Genomic DNA, 19,422 nt, shown 5'->3' on the forward strand with positions numbered 1-19,422 from the left:
TCAGTGACCGGCAGCGCCTGATACCGCTTGGGCGCCTTCCATAGCATGACCATGCCGGGCCTGGAAGCGCTGCAGCTCGCGGGGCTGCGGCGCCTGTCCGGTGAAGATCTCGACGTAGGCGGGAATGCGCTGCATGCGCACCTCCAGCGCTTCTTGGGTCTTCATCGAGATGTAGCCGATCTGGGTCAGGTAGATGGTCCGGCCGCGCACGTTGGCCGCCAGCGGCTCATAGCCGAAGCGCTCGAACATGCGAGTCAGTGCCTCGATGCGCGCCTCGTCGGCGGCATCGATCTCCCGGGCCACCGCTTCCGACTGCAGCGCCCAGCTGCGCATGGCGAACTCCAGCGGGGAGTCGAACAGCTTGGGGTCCAGCCAGCAGTCGAAGACGTTGAGGATCGCCTCGGTAATGCTCTCGGCGTAGGCTTCGGTCTGGCGTACCAGGCCCTGGGTGTTCTTCTCCCGCCAGCGTTCGATCAGGGCATCGAGCAGCGCCTCGCGATCCTTGAAGAACCAGTAGAAGCTGGTGCGCGACACCTTGAGCCGCTTGGCCAGCGGCAGGATGCGCACGCTCTCCACGCCGGAGTCGAGCAGCAGCTCGAAGGCGGCATCGAGCCAGGCCTCGCGGGAGCCTTTCCATTTGGTATCGCTATCGGCGCCTCTCGGCATCAGCGGTTGTCTCCGTTTAGATATCCTTCACCAGCCGCAAGGCATCGTAGATTGCCGCATGAGTATTGCGCGACTCGACGGCATCGCCGATGCGGAACAGCTGGAAGCGGCCTTCCGGGTTGCGCACGACCGCCTGGGGCCGGCCGGCGATCAGGTCGTCGTAGTCTACCTCGCCGCCGTTGCGGGAGTGTGGCTTCAGCTCGAAGTAGACGTCCGCCATGGGCGTGATGCCGTAGTTGACCACCACCTGGTCGATACGTCGCTCCTGGTCCGCTTGTCCACTGGTGGCATAGTCGCTGGTAATACGGGCAAGCAGCTCGCCGCCGTCGCGCTGCACCGACCTCAGCCGATAGGTAGGGGTGAAGGTGACGTTGGGCCGCTGCAGGGCGCGCATGTAGGGCACCAGGTTCATGGCCATGATCTCCGCCGAGAAGGTGCGGTCCGCAGTCATGATCTCGAGCTCGGCGCCGCTGGCGGCGATGATCTCCGCCGCCAGCATGGCGGCGTGATCGCCAGCATCGTCGAACAGCAGCACCCGTTTGCCCGGCGCCACGTGGCCGGAGAGGATGTCCCAGGTGTTGACCACCAGGTCGTGGCCGACCGCGGGCTGGTCGTCCATGGGATAGCCGCCGGTGGCCACGATCACCACGTCCGGCTGCTCGGCGAGCACGTCCTCGACCTCGGCCCAGACGTTGTAGCGAATCTCGACGCCGAGCGCCTCGCAGCGCGCCAGACGCCAGTCGATGATGCCCATCATCTCGCGGCGGTGCTCGCTCTGGGCGGTGAGGCGCACCTGGCCGCCGGCATCGCTGGCGGCTTCCAGCACCACCACCTCATGGCCCCGTTCACCGGCGACGCGTGCGGCCTCCAGCCCCGCGGGGCCGGCGCCGACGATCACCACCCGGCGCTTCCGCGCTGCCTTGGGGATGCTATGAGGCATGCTGGTTTCGCGCCCGGTGGCGGCGTTGTGGATGCAGTAGGCCGCACCGCCCTGGTAGATGCGATCGAGGCAGTAGTTGGCGCCGACACAGGGGCGGATCTCTTCTTCTCGGCCTTCGACGATCTTGCGCACGATGTGCGGGTCGGCCATGTGGGCGCGGGTCATACCGATCACGTCGACCTTGCCCGAGGCGATGGCGTAGCGCGCCGTTGCCACGTCCTGGATCTTGGCGCCGTGGAAGGTGGGGAAATCGACCTGGCGCTTGATCTCGCCGGCGAAGTCGAGGTGCGGGGCGCTGGGCATGCCCTGTATGGGGATTACGTCGGTGAGGCCCGCGTCGGTGTCGATGTGACCGCGCACCACGTTGAGGAAGTCGATCAGGCCGCTCTCCTTCAGGCGCCTCGATATCTCCATGCCGTCGCTGGCCGTCAGCCCACCTTCCAGCATCTCGTCGCCGGTATAGCGCACGCCGACGATGAACTCGTCACCGACCCGCTGGCGAATGGCCCGCAGCACGTCGAAGGTGAAGCGCAGCCGGTTGTCCAACTCGCCGCCGTAGGGCCCCTCGAGAGTGTTGGTCAGCGGTGACCAGAACTGATCCATCAGGTGGCCGTAGGCCTGCAGCTCGATGCCGTCGAGGCCGGCGGCGTGCATGCGCTCGGCGGCATCGGCGTAGTCGCGGATCAGGCGCTCGATGTCCCACTCCTCGACCTGCTTGGGGAAGGCGCGGTGGGCCGGTTCGCGGCGGTGGCAGGCCGACAGCGCCGGCAGCCAGTCGCCCTTGTCCCAGCGGGTGCGCCGGCCCAGGTGAGTGAGCTGGATCATCACCGCGGTACCGTGCTCATGGCAGGCGTCGGCGAGCTCACGCATCCACGGCACCACCTCGTCCTTGTAGGCCAGGATGTTGTTGAACACCGGCGGGCTGTCCTTGGCCACTGCCGCGGAGCCGGCGGTCATGGTAAGGCCCAGGCCGGCCCTGGCGCGCTCGACGTGATAGGCGCGGTAGAGCGCCTTGGGCATGCCGTCCTCGGGATAGGCAGGCTCATGGGAGGTCATCATGAGCCGGTTCTGGAGGGTCAGGTGTTTGAGCTGAAAGGGCTGCAGCAGCGGATCGTTGGCCATGCCCGGGCCTCCATCTTGTTGTCTGTCCGACAACAGTAGATGGCTATGTACACTAGTGTCAATTAAGTGTCCATGAGTGTCTTATCTCGGAATGCCGATACGCCTCCCGGCCGCCGTCGGCCAGTCGCCGGGCTCGGCCTGCGGCAGCGCATCGATGGCTTCTAGCACGTCAGGCGGGAAGGGCGCGGGGCGGTGGCTGGCCGTGTCGATGCCCATCAGCATCTGCTCGCTGGTGGCCAGCGTCTCGCCGGCTTCGTCGCTCATGGTGAAGAAGATATGCAGGCGCTTGGCGTCGCGGTCGAGCAGCAGCGCCTCGACGGCCAGCGCCTGCTCCTGGTGGGCCTCGCGCCGGTAGCAGAGGTGGGTTTCCAGGGTGAAGAGGGTATAGGCGAGGCGCTCGCGCCCCTCGTCATCCAGGCCGATGCGCTCCATCAGGGTGTCCACCGCCAGCGAGAAGACGCGGGCGTATTCGGCATCGTTCATATGGCCGTTGTAGTCGACCCACTCCGGGGCGACCCGGGTCGTCAGCAGTGTCATGGGTATCTTTCCCTTGATGCGGTATTTGCGTCTATTGGCGACGAAGCGAAACCGGCCGAGCGGTTTGCCAGGAATTGCTCGCAATACCGGAAATGTAACTGTCTACAGTCGAAATAGCGCTGAAAAGCAATCCTAAGGTAATTCTGGCTTTCTTGGCTAAGGTATGGGAGAAACCTCTCCAGGGCATCAGCCCATCAAACGCTTGCTTGATTGAGGACATAACAAGATGCTACCCAAGAAGACCCTTCTGGCCACCGCCGTGATCGGCGCCATGCTGGCCACCTCAGCGAATGCCGAAACCCTGCGCTGGACCCGCTCCGCGGACAGCCTGACCATGGACCCCCACTCCCAGAACGAGGGGCCGACCCACTCGGTCAACCATCAGATCTTCGATACGCTGATCTATCAGGACATGGACGTGGCCTACCAGCCAGGCCTGGCCACCGAGTGGTACGTGAAGGAAGACGAACCCACCGTCTGGGTGTTCAAGATCCGCGAGGGCGTGACCTTCCACGAGGGCCAGTCGCTGACCGCCGATGACGTGGCCTTCTCCATCGACCGGGCGCGCCGCGAGCCTGCCGACATGCGCGGTCTGCTCACTTCGATCTCCGAAGTGCGCGCCGTGGATGACTACACCGTCGAGGTGGAGACCCACGAGCCCAACCCGCTGCTGCCCAACAACTTCACCAACCTGTTCATCATGAGCCGCGAGTGGGCGGAAGAGCATGGAGTGGAAGAGGCGCAGAACTACGCCGCCGGTGAAGAGACCTATGCCGTGCGCAACGCCAACGGCACCGGTCCGTTCCGCGTCGAGAGCCGTGAGCCCGACGTGCGCACCGTGTTCGTGCGCAACGACGATTACTGGGGCATCGACCACTACCCGATGGAGATCACCCGTCTGGTGTTCACGCCCATCGAGTCGGCTTCCACCCGCGTGGCGGCGCTGCTCTCCGGTGAGGTCGATTTCCTGCAGGAGACCCCGGTGCAGGACATCGAGCGTCTGGCCAACGCCGACGGCATCAAGAACGAGCAGGGCGCCGAGAACCGCACCATCTTCCTCGGCATGGACATGGGCTCGGCCCAACTGCGCACCGCCGATACCGATGACAACCCCTTCGCCGACCGTCGCGTGCGCGAGGCGATCAACCTGGCGGTGGACGCCACCACCATCCAGCGGGCCGTCATGCGCGGCAACTCTGAGCCGGCCGGCATGATCGCGCCGCCCTTCGTCAACGGCTACAGCGAGGAGATGGACGAAGTTCTCGAGGCGGATACCGCCCGTGCCCAGGAGCTGATGGAAGAGGCCGGCTACGGCGACGGCTTCCGCGTCACTCTGCACTGCCCCAACGACCGCTACGTCAACGATGAGCAGATCTGCCAGGCTGTGGTCAGCATGCTGGCGCGCATCGGCATCACCGTGGATCTGGTGGCCCAGACCCGCTCGCTGCACTTCGCCGAGCTGGCGCGTGGGGAGTACGACTTCTACCTGCTGGGCTGGGGCGTGCCCACCATGGATTCGGAGTACGTCTTCAACTATCTCTACCACACCAAGGAAGACGCTCTCGGCACCTGGAACTTCACCGGTTTCTCCGACGAGCGGGTGGACGAGTTGACCGTGGCCATGGGCCAGGAGGTCGACGAGGAGGCGCGCAACGAGATGATCGCGGAAGCGTGGCAGATCGTTCACGACGAGATCGTCTACATCCCGATCCACCACCAGATGCTGACCTGGTCGATGCGTGACGATATCGACTTCAAGGTGCAGAGCGAGAATACACCGCACTTTAAGTATCTGCGTTTCAACTAAGGAGACGCTGATTTATTGCTGCGCTCGCAATCCTGGCCGCCGGCGGTGCTCGGAATCCTCATGTAGCAGGCTACATTCCGGTTCCTGTGCTCCGGCGGCGACCAGCCTAGCGTCGCTCGCGACATAAATCCGCGCCCCCTTGAAATTTATGTGCGCTCCCTCTTGCCATAAGCAGGTGGGAGCCTCGTTGCAGTGGTAATCCCATGCTAGCGTTTCTGATCCAGCGCGTACTGCAGGCCATCTTCGTGATGTTCGTGGTCGCGCTTATCTCGTTCTCGCTGTTCCACTACGTCGGCGACCCGGTGCTCAACATGCTCGGGCAGGAGGCTACCGAGGCCGACCGTGCAGCGCTGCGGACCCAGCTCGGTCTCGACCAGCCGGTGGTGGTGCAGTTCTGGAATTTCATCGTCAATGCCGCTCAGTTCGAGTTCGGCATCTCCTATCGTTCGGCCCGGCCGGTGACCGACCTGATTCTCGAGCGGCTGCCGGCGACCCTGGAGTTGGCCATCATCTCGGCCATCTTCGCCGTGGTCATGGGCATTCTGCTGGGCATCTACACCGCGCTGCGTCGCCGCAGCTGGCTGGCCAACTTCATCATGACCGCCTCGCTGATCGGCGTGTCGCTGCCCACCTTCCTGATCGGCGTGCTGCTGATCTACATCTTCGCCGTGGAACTCGGCATGCTGCCGGCCTTCGGTCGTGGCCAGACGGTGCGCCTCGGCGACTGGTGGACCACCGGCCTGCTGACCACCAGCGGGCTGCGCTCGCTGATTCTGCCGGCCATCACCCTGGGGTTGTTCCAGCTCACCCTGATCATGCGCCTGGTGCGGGCCGAGATGCTCGAGGTGCTGAGCACCGACTACATCAAGTTCGCCCGTGCGCGGGGGTTGTCGAAGCGGGTAGTGCATCTGCGTCATGCGCTGAAGAACACCATGATCCCGGTCATCACCATCATCGGTCTGCAGCTCGGCACCATCATCGCCTTTGCCATCATCACCGAGACGGTGTTCCAGTGGCCCGGCGTGGGGGCGCTGTTCATCACCGCCGTGCGCTTCGTCGACGTGCCGGTGATGGCCGCCTACCTGATGATGATCGCGCTGGTGTTCGTGGTGATCAATCTGGTGGTGGATCTGCTCTACTACGCCGTCGACCCGCGGCTGCGCGCCCAGGGAGGTGGCAAATGAGCCAGGACGTTCAGACTCGTGACAGCGCCGCACCCGTGGCGCCGCCCAAGCCGAGCAAGTGGCGTACCTTCCTCGACAGTGACATCGTCTACTCGTGGAAGCGCCAGCCGGTGGTGATAGTCGCCACCCTGGTGACGCTGATCATGTTCGCCGCCGCGCTCTTCGCGCCGTGGATCGCGCCGCAGAATCCGTTCGATCCGCGCCAGCTGGAGCTGATCGACGCCTTCACGCCGCCGATGACCACCTCGGACTTCACCGGCAATTTCTACCTGCTGGGCAGCGACAGCCAGGGCCGCGACGTCTTCTCGGCGATTCTCTACGGCTCGCGCATCTCGCTGCTGGTGGGCTTCGCCGCGGTGATCTTCGCCTTGGTGATGGGCACCGCCCTGGGCCTGCTGGCGGGCTTCCGCGGCGGCTGGCGCGACGCGCTGATCATGCGCATCGCCGACGTGCAGCTCACCTTCCCGTCGATCCTGATGGCGCTGCTGATCTTCGGCGTGATCCGCGGCTTCCTGCCGCGCTCGATGCACGCCGAAGTGGCCATCATCGTGCTGATCATCGCCATCGGCCTCTCCGACTGGGTGCAGTACGCCCGGGCGGTTCGCGGCGCCACCATGGTGGAGAAGAGCAAGGAGTACGTGCAGGCGGCGCGGGTGATAGGCCTGCCGGCGCGTAAGATCCTGTTCCAGCACATCCTACCCAATGTGATGCGACCGGTGCTGGTCATCGGCACCATCGGCCTGGCGCTGGCGATCATTGCCGAGGCCACGCTGTCGTTCCTGGGGGTCGGCATGCCGGCGACCCAGCCGAGCCTGGGCACCCTTATCCGGGTGGGCCAGGATTACATGTTCTCGGGAGAGTGGTGGATCCTGCTCTTCCCCGGGGTGGCGCTGCTGATACTGGCGCTCTCCGTCAATCTGCTGGGAGACTGGTTGCGTGATGTCCTCAACCCCAAGCTCCGATAACCAACGCCTGGCTCAGCACAGCGCTGCCGCGACAGCGGGCCACGAGCCTGGCACCGCAGGGCAGGAGCCGGTTCTTTCCGTGCGCCATCTGCGGGTGGAGTTCCCCACCCGCCACGGCACCCTGGTGGCGCTGGACGACGTCTCCTTCGACATCGCCCCCGGCGAAGTGCTGGGTGTGGTGGGCGAGTCCGGTGCCGGCAAGTCGATGACCGGCAACGCCGTGATCCGGCTGCTGGAGCCGCCCGGTCATATCGCTGCCGGTGAAGTCCGCCTCTCGGGCAAGCGCATCGACGATCTTCCCGAAGAGCGCTTCGTGCCACTGCGCGGTCGCCACATTGGCATGATCTTCCAGGACCCGCTGACCAGTCTCAATCCGCTGTTCTCGGTGGGCGACCAGCTGATCGAGACGATCCGTACGCACCTGCCGATGAACGAGCGCGAGGCTCGCGAGGAGGCGCTCAAGCTGCTGCGCGAGGTGGGTATCCCCGCCCCCGAGAACCGCATCGACAGTTACCCGCACCAGTTCTCCGGCGGCATGCGTCAGCGCGTGGTGATCGCCCTGGCGTTGGCGGCGCGTCCCGAGTTCATCATCGCTGACGAGCCCACCACGGCACTCGACGTCTCGGTGCAGGCGCAGATCCTGGCCCTGCTCAAGCGGCTGTGCGCCGACCACGGCACAGCGGTGATGCTGGTGACCCACGACATGGGCGTGATCGCCGAAACCGCTGACCGCGTGGCGGTGATGTACGCCGGGCGGCTGATCGAGATCGGCCCGGTGGACGAGGTGATCCGCCACCCGCAGCACCCCTACACCAAGGGCCTGATGGCCTCGATCCCGGGTATCGCCAAGCGCCTCGAGCGGCTCTATCAGATCGAGGGTTCGATGCCGCGGCTGGCGGCGATTCCCGAGGGCTGCGCCTTCAACCCGCGCTGCCCCCACGCCCAGCAGCGCTGCCGTGACGAGCGGCCGGACCTGATGCCGGCCGGCGGCAGCCGGGCGGCGTGCTGGCTGCATGATCCTGTCGATCCGCTGCCGCCACGGCAGAACGCAGAGGGAGAGGAAGTGAGCCATGTGCGCTGATACGGCAGTGAAAAAAACGACGGCGGCGCAGGGCGAGATCCTGCTCGAAGCGCAGGACCTGGCACGCTATTTCGACGTCTCCAAGCCCTGGCTCAACCGGGTAATCGAGCGCAGCGAACGGCTCACGCTCAAGGCGGTGGATGGCGTGGGCTTCTCCATCCGCCGTGGCGAGACCCTCTCGCTGGTAGGCGAGTCGGGCTGCGGCAAATCCACCGTGGCGCGGCTGGTGGTGGGGCTCTACGGCCTCACCCGCGGCAAGCTGGTGTTCGACGGCGAGGACATCAGCAACCTGGCGAGCCGCACCGGCCGCCAGGCCGCCAGCGTGCGCAAGCGCTTCCAGATGATTTTCCAGGACCCCTACGCCAGCCTCAACCCGCTGTGGCGGGTGGGCACCATCATCGGCGAGCCGCTGCGCTTCTTCCGTCCGGAGATGGGCAGTGCCGACCGGCGTCGGCGGGTGGGCGAGCTGCTCGAGCAGGTGGGGCTGTCGGCCATGGACGCCAACCGCTACCCGCATGAGTTCTCCGGCGGTCAGCGTCAGCGCATCTCGATTGCGCGGGCGCTGGCCAATGAGCCGGAGTTCATGATCTGCGACGAGCCGACCTCGGCGCTGGACGTCTCGGTGCAGGCGCAGATCCTCAACCTGATGCGCGACCTGCAGGACGAGTACGGGCTGACCTACCTGTTCATCAGCCACGACATGGCGGTGGTCAAGCACATGTCGGACCGCATCGCGGTGATGTACCTGGGACGTATCGCCGAGATCGCCCCGGCCGACCAGCTCTTCGAGAACCCCCATCATCCCTACTCGAAGATGCTGCTGGCCGCGGTGCCGTCGCTGGAGGGCGTGGGCAAGGAGCGCACCGTGATCCAGGGCGAGGTGCCCAATCCGGTACACCCGCCTACCGGCTGCGCCTTCCATCCGCGCTGCCCGCATGCCAACGAGCGCTGCAAGGCCGAGGTGCCGCGGCTGATCGCTCGCAGCGATGGCAGCGAGGTGGCGTGCCACGGCGTCGAGGAGGGCAGGCTGCCGTGAGGCGTCCGGCCTGATGCTGGAGCTGCTCTCGCCGCTGTCGGCCGGGGTCAATCTGGCCCTGGTGCTGCTCTCGGTAGTGACCTCGGCGCTGTCGGCAGCGGCCGGCATCGGCGGGGGCACGCTGTTGATCATCGCCATGGCCCAGGTGATGCCGGCCACGGCGCTGATCCCGGTGCACGGCATGGTGCAGCTCGGCTCCAACGGTGGCAGGGCGGTGATGACCTGGCGACACGTTCGTCGTGACATCGTCGTCGCCTTCCTGCCTGGTGTGATCGTCGGCGCCCTGGTGGCGGCGTGGCTGTTGATTCGCCTGCCCTACGGCGTACTGGAGCTGTGCATCGCCGCCTTCGTGCTCTATTCCTGCTGGGGGCCGGGCCTGCCCCAGCGGGCGGTGGGGCGTACCGGCACCGTGATCGCCGGTGCGCTCACCACGTTGCTCTCCAGTTTCGTGGGTGCCAGCGGCCCCATGGTCGCCTCGTTCATCAAGCTCGGCATGAGCGAGCGGCTGCCGCGGGTGGCCACCTTCGCCACCTGCATGTCCTTCCAGCACGCCACCAAGGCGTTCATCTTCGGCTTCGCCGGTTTCGTCTTCCGCGACTGGCTGGGGCTGATGCTGGTCATGATCGCGGCGGGCTTCGTCGGCACCTGGCTGGGCCTGCGCCTGCTGAACCGGGTGACCGATAGCCGCTTCGATTTCTTCTTCAAGTGGACTCTGACTCTGCTGGCGCTGCGTTTGATCTGGCTGGGCGTGGAACGGCTATTGGGAGTAGGCTGAAGGTAACGCCGCGCGAAGGAAAGGAGGCTGCCATGCGCCGCTGCGTCGCTGCTCTATTCTCGATCCTGTTGCTTCTGACTGGCTGTGCGGGCACGAGCGATCCGCGCGACTACGCCATACCGCTGACCCCAGACCGCCCCTTCGAGGTCATGTCGACGGGAATGCGCTACTTCACCTTCACCCTGCAGGAGCCGACCCGCGTGGTACTGGAAAGCGAGACCTTTCCCTGGGATTCGGCCATGGGCGCGCCCTCGGGGGAGCTGATGGATGCCGATGGCGAGGTCGTGGAGCGCGATTGGCACAGTGGCGTCGACGGCAACTTCCGCATCGAACGTGAACTCGAAGCCGGCGTCTGGTACCTGCGGGTGACTACCCCCTACGCGGGCTCCCCTTCAGCGTTGCAGGACAACGACTATCGCTACTCGGTGATACTGCGCATAGCGGACGAATGACGCCCAGTGCCCAAGAAAAAGCCCCGGCAGAGCCGGGGCGAAGGTAACGATACGGAACGGCAAGCGTGAGCCGGTCAGAACTCGTAAGTGGCGGAGAGCCAGAAACTGCGACCGTCCAGTGCCACGCCATCGGTGGCGCGCCCCGTCTGGGTGTAGCGATAGGCCTGATAGGTGTCGCCCTGCCACTCGTAGCTGTCAGCCTTGCTGAAGTCCTTGTCCAACAGGTTGTAGATCGAGCCGGTCAGGCGTACCTGGTCAGTGAAGCGGTAGGTCGTACGCAGGTGGAACAACTCGTAACCATCCAGCTTGTTGCCTACCTGCTCATACATTGCCAGGTTTTGTCCGGTCGTCGGGAGGCCATCGACAAAACGCTCCCGCGAAGAGTAGTACTCCCCCTCGAGCGTGGCGTTGAGCCTGTTCGTCACGTCCCAGCCCAGGCTGGCAGTGAGCTTGTGCTTGGGTGTATTGGTGAGCAATAGCCCTTCTTGCTCGCCGGAGGTGATCTCGGTGTCGGTGTAGGTATAGCCGCCCCGCACCTCCCAGGCGGGCGCGAAGCGATAGCGCGCCTCCACTTCGATACCCCGGGTTCTTGCCTCGTCGATGTTGATCAACTGGGAGAAGCCGGTCTGCTGCGAGAAGTTGCCGACGCTGATACAGCCTGGGACGTTACCGTCCGGGTGCAGACAGTTGGGGATCTCCGCGCCTTCGGCAATGCGGTCGGTGAAGCGGTTGTAGAAGGTCGTACCGCTGACGGTGAGCCCATCCAGGCTGTCATAAATGGCACCGAGCTCGTAGTTGGTGCTTTTTTCCGGCTCGAGATCCGGTGAACCGATGGAGACGGACTGCCCCTGATTGCCGAAGCCGGTGATGCCGTCATGCAACTGGTTGAGTGTCGGCGTCTTGTAGCCTCGGCTCACGCCGCCCTTGAGAGTCCAGTGGTCGGTGGTGTTCCACACCAGGTAGCCACGTGGGCTGAAGTGACCGCCGAAGGCGTCATGATGCTCGTAGCGACCGCCCAGAGTGAGCGCCAGGTCGTCACGCAGCCACCACTCGTCCTCGGCGAACAGCGCCCAGCTCTGTTGCTCGAACGCCTGGTCGCCTGCTGCGCCATCTTCCAGACGGGCATCGATGTACTGGCCGCCCACCGTCACCATGTGGCGGTCGATCGGCAGGGTGAACTTGGTATCGAAAACGATATCGCGGTTCTCCAGCAGACGCGGCTCGCCTCCCTGCGCCTCGTAGCCGTACTCCGGTGCGCTGCCTGCTGGCAGCGTGCGACCAAGGGTTTCGGTCGTGTTGTGCGTAAGGCTGCTCTCCAGCGTACCAGCCTCGAAGCGTCCGGTGTGGCCGATGGCAAGCTGATCGCGATTGAAGCGCAACTCGTCCTCGTAACCCCAGATCTGCCCTGGCTGGGGGGCACAAGTCGCGCGATTGGTCCCATCCAGCGTGCCGAGGCGACAATCGTCGTTGGCGTAGGTCTGACGAGCGCGTTCGGCATCCAACCAGACCGAGTTGGCCTCATTGGCGCGCAGCGTAAGGCGTCCTCCCAGCGAGTAGATACGGGCCTCGGTGGGGCGCGGGTCGCGGGCGGCGCTGTCGGGAATCATACGCTCGGAGGCGTCGCGATCGAACAGCCGGCCACGCAGCTGCAGGCCCAGCACGTCATCGACCAGGGGGCCGGAGGTATAGAGGTTGATGCCTTGCGAATTTCCCGCGTCACGATCCTGCTGGAAGGTCGTGTCCAGCGAGACGCTGCCGATCCAGGTGTCGCTGACAGGACGGGTGATGATGTTGATCACGCCGCCCATGGCGTCGGAGCCGTAGAGGGTCGACATGGGGCCACGAATGACCTCGATACGTTCGATGGCCGACATCGGTGGCATGAAGCTGGTAGCGGTCTCGCCGAAGCCGTTGGGAGTGACGCTGCCGGAGGTGTTCTGACGGCGCCCATCGATCAGGATCAGGGTGTAGTCGCTCGGCATGCCGCGGATGCTCACGTTGAGGCCACCGGTCTTGCCCACACCGGAGCGAACGTCGACACCGGGAATGTCGGCTATCGCCTCGGCGATATTGGAGAAGCGGCGTTGTTCCAGCTCCTCGCGGGTGACCACGGAAATACTGGCCGGCGCATCCTGCAGCGCCTGCTCGAAGCCGGCGGCGGTCACCACGATGCTATCGAGGCGGGCGCTATCCTGCGCCTGGACTGTGAAGGCGAGCGGGACGCTGGCGATGGCGACGGCCAGAGCGTTGCGACGGGCATGGAGCATGGGATCACCTGCTGAACATGAAAAATTTATCAAATGATATTAGTTATCAAGTGCAGGTGATTCTAATGCGTAAAGTTCCCTTTGATCAGAGGGAAGACAGGCAACGTTGCGTTGCGCGGCTGGCAACACCTTCGCTTTTGGCTGTGACTGCCGGCTCAAGCCGAGGGGTCGGGCTTGGTTGCCATGCGTCCGGTAGCGATTGGCGCAGGAAGGCCAGCAGGGCACTCAGCCGCCGCGGCCGAAAGCCGTATGGATACAAGAGCGTTACCGGTACGGCCGGAGCGTCCCACTCCGGCAGGCAGCGTACGAGTGAGCCGGGGTGAGCGCGTTCGCGCGCCTGTGCCAGCCAGTCGAACATCAGGCCCAGGCCATGGCCGTGGGCAAGGGCGTCGCCATGCAGCATTTGCTGGTCCACGCGGAAGCGTGACTCGGGGGGGCGAAAGTGGAACTCGCCACCCTGTCCACGGTGGGTAAGGGTGAGCCCCTGCTCGGTTTCGCCGAGCAGATCGATCCAGGTATGCCGTATGAGTTCGCGAGGATGTTGCGGGCAGCCTCGACGGGAGAAATAGTCGGGATGTCCGTACAGACCTCGCTGGAGCCAGCCCAGCACTTCCTGACGCAGCTCGCCACCGCGCACCTCCCCCAGCCACACGGTGAGGGCCTGGCTGTCGGCGGTCAGGTTGGGAGTGGCGCAGGTCAGCAGAGTGAGGCGCACCGCAGGATGGCACTCCATGAAAGCGGTCAGGCGAGCGGACAACCAACTTCGGGCCAGCGCATTGTGCGCAACCACGTGTAGTTCGCCGCTGACCTCCTCGTTCAACTCCTCCAGTGCCTGGCGGCCCTGCTCGGCGATCTCGAGAATCTGCCGGCAGTAGACGTGAAAGGCGTGGCCGGCCTCGGTAGGCAGCAGCCGGTTGGACTGCCGGCGCAGCAGAGGCTGTCCCAGCTGACGTTCGAGCTGAGCGATACGCCGGCTGAGGGTCGACTTGGCCAGGTCGAGAGCACGTGCGCTGCGGGTCAGACTGCCGGAACGCATGACGTGATCGAAGGCGAGCAGCTCGTCGAGGTCGTACATGTCGAGTCACCGGAACGTTGCGTCAATTGGAACAGTCTAGCTGGCATTTCCATTAATGAAAACGATTCTTGTTGGCTTTATAATTCGTTGCGCACTACGCAACGCTGCGTTGCGTAGTGCGGTGGCGCAATTCTTTGTGATAATTATTCGTATTAAATGACTTTGCGTGTGAGGCTGGTATGAACGCTGGGAAACGCGTGTTAGGCGCACTGTGCTTGTCACTCCTGACAGTAATCGTGCTTATGCTGCCGCTTACCGCCTGGGCCGAGCGCAGTGTAGACACGGCCTTCGGCGAGGTGGCGATACCCGACGCGCCGAAGCGCGTCGTGACGCTCTACGAGGGTGCGCTGGACGTTGCCTTGGCGGCAGACGTCATGCCCTTGGGCGCCGTTACCACCCGCGGCGGCGATGGAGTGGCCCGGTACATCGAGGCCCATCTGAACGCGCAGCGCCCCGCCATCGTCGGAGTGGTGCGAGAGATCAACCTCGAGGCCGTGCTGGCGCTGCAACCGGACCTGATCCTGGCACCCCCGCAGCTCGCCGAGGCGCAGTATCGGTTGCTCTCGCGCATGGCACCGACCGTCGTACCGCTGACCGAAGGACTGGACCCCGAGGCATGGCGCGGCGAGGCACGCCTGTTCGCCCAGGCGTTGGGGCGCGAGGCGGAAATCGAAGCGGTACTGGAGCAGGTCGATGCCAGAGCCGCCGAGATCGAAGCGAAAATCTCTGCCGATGAAGCCCCCAGCGCCGTGCTGGTACGCTGGATGCCTCAGGGTCCCATGGTCATGTCGGACCGCCTCTTCACCGCCGGCCTGCTGCGCGCGTCCGGGGTGGCGATCCATGACGCGGGCCTGACGAGTGAGGACCGGCCGCACAGCGATCCGCTAAGCCTCGAGAATCTTTCGCGCGTCGATGCCGACTGGCTGTTCCTGGCCACGCTGAACGAAGAAGGGCGGGAAGCGTTGCAAGCCGCGCAGGCCACGCCCGCTTTCGCTCGCCTCGACGTGGTGGCCCGTGACCAGGTCGTGCCCGTCGACGGTCAGCTGTGGTCGAGTGCTTCCGGTCCGCTGGCGGCGCTGGCGATTCTCGATGAGCTAGACGCTGCCCTGACTCCCTGATGGCTACGACGTTTTCTTCGGGGGTCTCCACGGCCCGCCGTCTCCCTGTGAGACTGGCGGGCCTGTTGCTGTTATTGCTGCTGGTGTGTCTGGCCAGCCTGCTATGGGGGGCCGGCGAGGTCGGCCCGAGCCGGGCCTGGGCCGCCATCACGGGGCAGGGCGATGCGGAAGCGCAGTTCGTGGTCGGCTCGCTACGCCTGCCTCGCACCCTGATCGGGTTGGTGGTCGGCCTGGCCTTGGGGGTGGCGGGAGCCTTGCTGCAGGCGGTGACGCGCAACCCATTGGCAGAGCCGGGTCTACTCGGCGTCAGCGCCGGGGCGGCCTTTGCCGTTGCCGTGGCGCTGGTGCTAGGCGCCACCGCCACCACCATGCGGGTTGGCGTAGCGCAGTTGGGTGCCATGGCAGGGTGCCTCTGCGTTCTCGGTATAGCCCGCTTCAGCGGTGCCGGTAACGATCCGGTGCGACTGGTGCTGGCCGGCGCCGCCCTGACCGGTTTGCTGCTTTCGCTCACCTCGCTGCTGCTGCTGTTCGACCAGCGTGCCGCCGACGAGATCCGCTTCTGGATCGTCGGCAGCCTGGCCGGGCGTCGACTCGATCATCTGCTTGCCATCCTGCCCAGCCTGCTGCTGGCCGCTGGCATCGTGCTCGCCGTGGCGCGCCCTCTGGCGGCCCTGGCGCTGGGCGAACGTGTCGCCAGTGGCCTCGGGCACCGCCCGGGGCTGATCAGGCTGCTGGTGATCGTGGCCGTGGCGCTGCTGGTGGGAGCTGCCACCGCCACGGCTGGCCCTATTGCCTTCGTCGGGCTGGTGGTGCCATTCGCCGCCCGCGCCCTGGCCGGGCCCGACATTCGTCGTACCCTGTGGCTGTGCCTGCCGCTTGGCCCGTTGATGGTGATCACGGCCGATATCGTCTCGCGGCTGGTGGTGGCACCTTCCGAGCTGCCGCTGGGGGTGCTCACGGCACTGTGCGGTGCGCCCGTGCTGGTCGCCGTGGTGAGAGCGCGACGGATGCCAACGCTATGAGCCTGATGAACGCTATGCGCCTGATGAGAAAGGAGGGGGCAATGCACGGCAATACTGCCGGAGACGGGCTCCAGCAGCCTGTCGGGCACGGGTACGACCGGGCAACGGTGGTTCCCGCGCCGGCCGGCCACTGGCGCCTGGCCTGGCAGTTGGGAGGCGCACGAGCACCCTGCAGCGTGCTGGTGGATAGACGTGCCTTCTTGGCCGCGCTACTCCTGCTGCTGGGCTTGCTGGCGGCATCGTTGGCCTACCTGGCCCTGGGCAGCAGCGCGCTGGCGCCAAGTGCCGTGCTACCGGCGCTGGTGGGGCGCGGCGAGCTGATGGCGGTGTTCCTGGTGCAGGAGCTGCGCCTGCCGCGGCTGTTCGCTGCCTGTCTCACCGGTGCCGCCTTCGGCGTGGCGGGCTGCCTGATGCAGACTCTGGCACGCAATCGCCTGGCCACCCCCGGCATCATCGGTATCGACAACGGGGCCACCGCCTTCGCCGTGGCCTCGGTGATTGGTGTGGGGGTGTCGCTGGCGCCGCCGCCCATGGCGTTGGCGGGGGCAGCCACTGCCGCGGCTCTCACCTTCGGCCTGGCCGCCGGGGGCGGCACACGTGGCTACCGCTTCATCGTCGCTGGTATCGGGGTCGGCGCGGTGTTCGGCGCCATCACCCAGCTGCTGTTGGCCAAGGTGCACATCGATACCGCCAACGCCGCATACCCCTGGACGGTCGGCTCGCTCAACGCCCGGCCTGCCGGGGCCGTCACCTTGCTCGCGGCAGGCCTGCCGCTCGGCCTGGGCGTTGCCTTGTGGCTCACCCGGGCACTGAGCCTGATGCGCTTCTCGGATGCCGTGGCCTCCGGCCTCGGTCTGCACGTCGCCCGGCGCCGCTGGCAGGTGCTGACGGTCTCGGTGCTGCTCACCGGTCTGGCGGTCTCCGTGGCGGGACCGGTGGGCCTGGTCGGGCTGATCGGCCCTGAAATCGCCCGTTCGCTCTCCTCGCCGCGGGGCGTGCCGGTGGTGGCCTCGGCGCTGGCGGGGGCGCTAGTCATGGTGCTGGCCGATCTGGCGGGAAGGGTGCTGCTCTCGCCCATCGAGATCCCGGTGGGCATCGTTACTGCCGTGGTCGGCGGCCCCTGGCTGCTGTGGATACTGCTACGACCGGCTTCGAGGAATCTGGCATGACCCGACACGAACTCGCCACCCGCGACCTGAGCCTCGGCTATGGCCGCACCACCATCATCGACGAGCTGGCGCTGTCGTTGCCGGCGGGCCAGGTCACCGCCATCGTCGGTCCCAACGGCTGCGGCAAGTCGACCCTGCTGGCCGGTCTGGCCCGCTTGCACGCGCCCAGCCACGGCGCGGTGCTGCTCGATGGGCAGGACATCCAGCAGCTGCCGGCCAGGGAGCTGGCCCGTCGCCTGGCGCTACTGCCCCAGGAAGCCACTGCCCCGGAGGGCCTGACCGTGGCCGAGCTGGTGCGCTTCGGCCGCCAGCCTCATCAAGGCTGGCTGCGCCAATGGTCAGCGGAGGATCAGCAGATCGTACACCAGGCGCTGGCCGCAGCCGATGTGAGCGAACTGGCTGACCGGCCTCTCGACACCCTCTCCGGCGGCCAGCGTCAGCGTGCATGGATTGCCATGACCATTGCCCAGCAGACACCACTGCTGCTGCTCGACGAACCCACCTCGGCGCTCGATCTTGGCCACCAGATCGAGGTCTTCGAACTGGTACGCCAGCTGGCCGCCGACGGGCGCACCGTGGTGATGGTGCTGCACGACCTCGCCAGCGCCTGCCGCTACGCCGACCATCTTCTCGCACTGCGTAGTGGCAAGCTGGTGGCCGCGGGGCCGCCAGGCGAGGTGGTCACCACTGAGCTGGTACGCCGACTCTACGATATCGACTGCACGCTGATCCCCGACCCCGCTACTGGCAGCCTGCTACTGGCCAACGTGCGGCGGGCGCGGCAAGCTGCGTTGACGAGCTGAGCCATGGCCTATCCGGATGCCTCATGGATTTGGACGATATTCGAAGGAAGACGAAGCCTCGCTATCGAAAAAGACCTGAATGCGGGACCTGCATGGAGAAATGGCGTTGACCAGGTTGCTCGGGAACGTTTCGATCCGTGAATTGAAAGCGGCTACCTGAGCATTGAACAGGCGTAGTGCTGCAGCCAGATTATCCTCGAGCTTGGACAGTTCCCGCATGTAGCTGCGCACCACTTCACTGAACTTGAGTTCGGGGTAGTTCTCTACGGTGAGGCGCAGTTCACGCACCACTTCCTCTCCGGCACGCTGGGCTTCTTGCAGTGCCGCCCCATCGGCTTCGCTGGGTATCCTCTCGTTGGAGATTCTATCGAAAGCCGTACGCATCTTCGTCAAGCGTTCTTGAATATCCCGCTCGTACTGCTGATAGCTCGACACTTGCTCGAACAGTGCGGGAAGGGTGCGCAGAATCTGTCGCTCCTGGACTAGCACGCCTGCCCAGCCCTGCTCGACACGATTGAAATCCCGCACGATCCGATTGTAGGTCACGATACCGCCGACCAACAGCAGTACTGAAGATGATGATTGGTCTTGCCTTCCCGCTGGAAAGGCATCCTCTGTGAAGTTTTGTGAGGTGCTGATTGATTCAGTGCGTGCTCTCTCCTTCTCCTTGGTCTGTGTACCTGTGACCTGTGAGGGCGGTACGTAAAGGTCATGTGTCCTGTGCTGGTAGCGAGGCGAGAGATTTCAGGTCATTAAGGAGTCTCTCGCGATCCCCTTTGCTTAACATTCCAGTGTGGAGCGTATGTTTCTTGACTTCATTTTTTCTTCTGTAACTGAGGCAAAGCTTGCTGCCTTCGGCATCTTCCCATTTTTCTATATGACTGTAATGGAAACGATGGGTGGGAGACATTGGGGTCTTTTTCATTTCAAAGAAGTTTTCATGAATCACAAATGTTTTATGAAAATGATGAAGTACTCCAAGGAAGATGGCGACTGCTCCAATGGCGATAAGAAAGAACTTCATTTCTATCGACATGGCTGGCATTAGCAGTGCGTAAGCAATCAAGATTACGCCACCGACTGGCTGGACATACCGCTCGACAGGTTTGGTTCTGTATGAACTGATAGCTTCCATTTTTCCCTACATATTCGTTGCTGGTTTAAGAAGTCATGAACGGTGTCAGCGATGCCGTACATGCCACGACGCCAGCGCTCGAAGGGAGCGCTGGCGTCGTGGTGCGAACCGTCGCCCCCGCCCGGCGAGCTGGCGGGTGGGGGCGGGGCTAGCCGATCAAGACTCGATCGGGGCGCGCCAGTCGTCGGAACCGGAGGTGCCGGCGACGTTGTGTTCCCAGTCGATCTTGCGGTAGGCCAGGGACACGTCCATCAGCTGAGTGAACTCA

At 64.9% G+C, this 19,422-nt stretch carries 18 protein-coding genes and 1 pseudogene; 11 read left to right on the forward strand and 8 right to left on the reverse strand.

The annotated features are described in order from the left end of the window. The 3 genes from HOP58_RS13770 to HOP58_RS13780 all read right to left on the reverse strand — a co-directional run bounded on the left by HOP58_RS13770 (position 1) and on the right by HOP58_RS13780 (position 3,265). Positions 1-666: a TetR/AcrR family transcriptional regulator gene (locus HOP58_RS13770; RefSeq protein ID WP_010626292.1), complete on the reverse strand. Its 666-nt coding sequence runs from the start codon at positions 664-666 to the stop codon at positions 1-3. A 16-nt stretch (positions 667-682) separates the two neighbouring features. Beyond that, positions 683-2,728: an NADH:flavin oxidoreductase gene (locus tag HOP58_RS13775; protein WP_234260613.1), complete on the reverse strand. Its 2,046-nt coding sequence runs from the start codon at positions 2,726-2,728 to the stop codon at positions 683-685. Between the two features lie 81 nt (positions 2,729-2,809). Beyond that, entirely contained in the window at positions 2,810-3,265 is a 456-nt protein-coding gene (locus HOP58_RS13780; RefSeq protein ID WP_234260614.1) for a thioesterase family protein, read from the reverse strand. A gap of 226 nt (positions 3,266-3,491) precedes the next feature. Here HOP58_RS13780 and HOP58_RS13785 point away from each other — a divergent pair, with 226 nt between their 5' ends. The 7 genes from HOP58_RS13785 to HOP58_RS13815 all read left to right on the forward strand — a co-directional run bounded on the left by HOP58_RS13785 (position 3,492) and on the right by HOP58_RS13815 (position 10,565). Then, entirely contained in the window at positions 3,492-5,072 is a 1,581-nt protein-coding gene (locus HOP58_RS13785) for an ABC transporter substrate-binding protein (RefSeq protein ID WP_234260615.1), read from the forward strand. 203 nt (positions 5,073-5,275) lie between these two features. Then, entirely contained in the window at positions 5,276-6,256 is a 981-nt protein-coding gene (locus HOP58_RS13790; RefSeq protein WP_234260616.1) for an ABC transporter permease, read from the forward strand. After that, positions 6,253-7,221 carry an ABC transporter permease gene (locus tag HOP58_RS13795; RefSeq protein ID WP_234260617.1) on the forward strand — a complete coding sequence of 323 codons (969 nt, stop codon included), beginning with the start codon at positions 6,253-6,255 and terminating at the stop codon, positions 7,219-7,221. The genes HOP58_RS13790 and HOP58_RS13795 overlap by 4 nt, the downstream gene beginning before the upstream one ends. Then, positions 7,196-8,302 carry an ABC transporter ATP-binding protein gene (locus tag HOP58_RS13800; protein WP_234260618.1) on the forward strand — a complete coding sequence of 369 codons (1,107 nt, stop codon included), beginning with the start codon at positions 7,196-7,198 and terminating at the stop codon, positions 8,300-8,302. Before HOP58_RS13795 ends, HOP58_RS13800 begins: the two co-directional genes overlap by 26 nt. Further along, positions 8,292-9,338, forward strand: coding sequence for an oligopeptide/dipeptide ABC transporter ATP-binding protein (locus HOP58_RS13805; protein ID WP_234260619.1), 1,047 nt, complete (start codon positions 8,292-8,294; stop codon positions 9,336-9,338). Before HOP58_RS13800 ends, HOP58_RS13805 begins: the two co-directional genes overlap by 11 nt. Positions 9,339-9,351: 13 nt before the next feature. Further along, a complete protein-coding gene (locus HOP58_RS13810) occupies positions 9,352-10,113 on the forward strand; it encodes a sulfite exporter TauE/SafE family protein (protein ID WP_234260620.1) in 762 nt (253 codons plus the stop codon). 32 nt (positions 10,114-10,145) lie between these two features. Beyond that, entirely contained in the window at positions 10,146-10,565 is a 420-nt protein-coding gene (locus HOP58_RS13815; RefSeq protein WP_234260621.1) for a hypothetical protein, read from the forward strand. A 74-nt stretch (positions 10,566-10,639) separates the two neighbouring features. On the opposite strand, the gene HOP58_RS13820 is transcribed toward HOP58_RS13815, so the two are convergent. Both HOP58_RS13820 and HOP58_RS13825 read right to left on the reverse strand, forming a co-directional pair. Further along, complete coding sequence (locus HOP58_RS13820; RefSeq protein ID WP_234260622.1) at positions 10,640-12,832, reverse strand: TonB-dependent receptor; 2,193 nt, start codon at positions 12,830-12,832, stop codon at positions 10,640-10,642. A gap of 85 nt (positions 12,833-12,917) precedes the next feature. Beyond that, positions 12,918-13,907 carry a LysR family transcriptional regulator gene (locus HOP58_RS13825; RefSeq protein WP_010626303.1) on the reverse strand — a complete coding sequence of 330 codons (990 nt, stop codon included), beginning with the start codon at positions 13,905-13,907 and terminating at the stop codon, positions 12,918-12,920. 242 nt (positions 13,908-14,149) lie between these two features. Here HOP58_RS13825 and HOP58_RS13830 point away from each other — a divergent pair, with 242 nt between their 5' ends. The 4 genes from HOP58_RS13830 to HOP58_RS13845 are packed head-to-tail and all read left to right on the forward strand — an operon-like array spanning position 14,150 to position 18,019. After that, on the forward strand, positions 14,150-15,025 hold the full coding sequence (locus HOP58_RS13830) for an iron-siderophore ABC transporter substrate-binding protein (RefSeq protein WP_010626304.1): 876 nt from the start codon (positions 14,150-14,152) through the stop codon (positions 15,023-15,025). Then, entirely contained in the window at positions 15,025-16,047 is a 1,023-nt protein-coding gene (locus HOP58_RS13835) for an iron ABC transporter permease (protein WP_083861766.1), read from the forward strand. Before HOP58_RS13830 ends, HOP58_RS13835 begins: the two co-directional genes overlap by 1 nt. A 41-nt stretch (positions 16,048-16,088) precedes the next feature. Next, positions 16,089-17,216, forward strand: coding sequence for an iron ABC transporter permease (locus tag HOP58_RS13840; protein WP_010626306.1), 1,128 nt, complete (start codon positions 16,089-16,091; stop codon positions 17,214-17,216). Beyond that, positions 17,213-18,019: an ABC transporter ATP-binding protein gene (locus tag HOP58_RS13845; protein WP_010626307.1), complete on the forward strand. Its 807-nt coding sequence runs from the start codon at positions 17,213-17,215 to the stop codon at positions 18,017-18,019. Before HOP58_RS13840 ends, HOP58_RS13845 begins: the two co-directional genes overlap by 4 nt. Before the next feature lie 21 nt (positions 18,020-18,040). Here HOP58_RS13845 and HOP58_RS13850 read toward each other — a convergent pair whose 3' ends face one another. The 3 genes and pseudogenes from HOP58_RS13850 to HOP58_RS13860 all read right to left on the reverse strand — a co-directional run. Continuing rightward, the gene (locus HOP58_RS13850; RefSeq protein WP_234260623.1) at positions 18,041-18,565 is read right to left on the reverse strand and encodes a LemA family protein; all 525 of its coding nucleotides are present in this window, start codon (positions 18,563-18,565) and stop codon (positions 18,041-18,043) included. A gap of 163 nt (positions 18,566-18,728) precedes the next feature. After that, positions 18,729-19,154, reverse strand: coding sequence for a hypothetical protein (locus tag HOP58_RS13855; RefSeq protein WP_141638499.1), 426 nt, complete (start codon positions 19,152-19,154; stop codon positions 18,729-18,731). A gap of 156 nt (positions 19,155-19,310) precedes the next feature. Further along, positions 19,311-19,422 (reverse strand): annotated as a pseudogene (locus tag HOP58_RS13860) (type VI secretion system tube protein Hcp); the annotation flags it as partial.

It is taken from the genome of Halomonas sp. MCCC 1A11062 (assembly GCF_021404355.1).
Lineage (GTDB): Bacteria > Pseudomonadota > Gammaproteobacteria > Pseudomonadales > Halomonadaceae > Halomonas > Halomonas aerodenitrificans.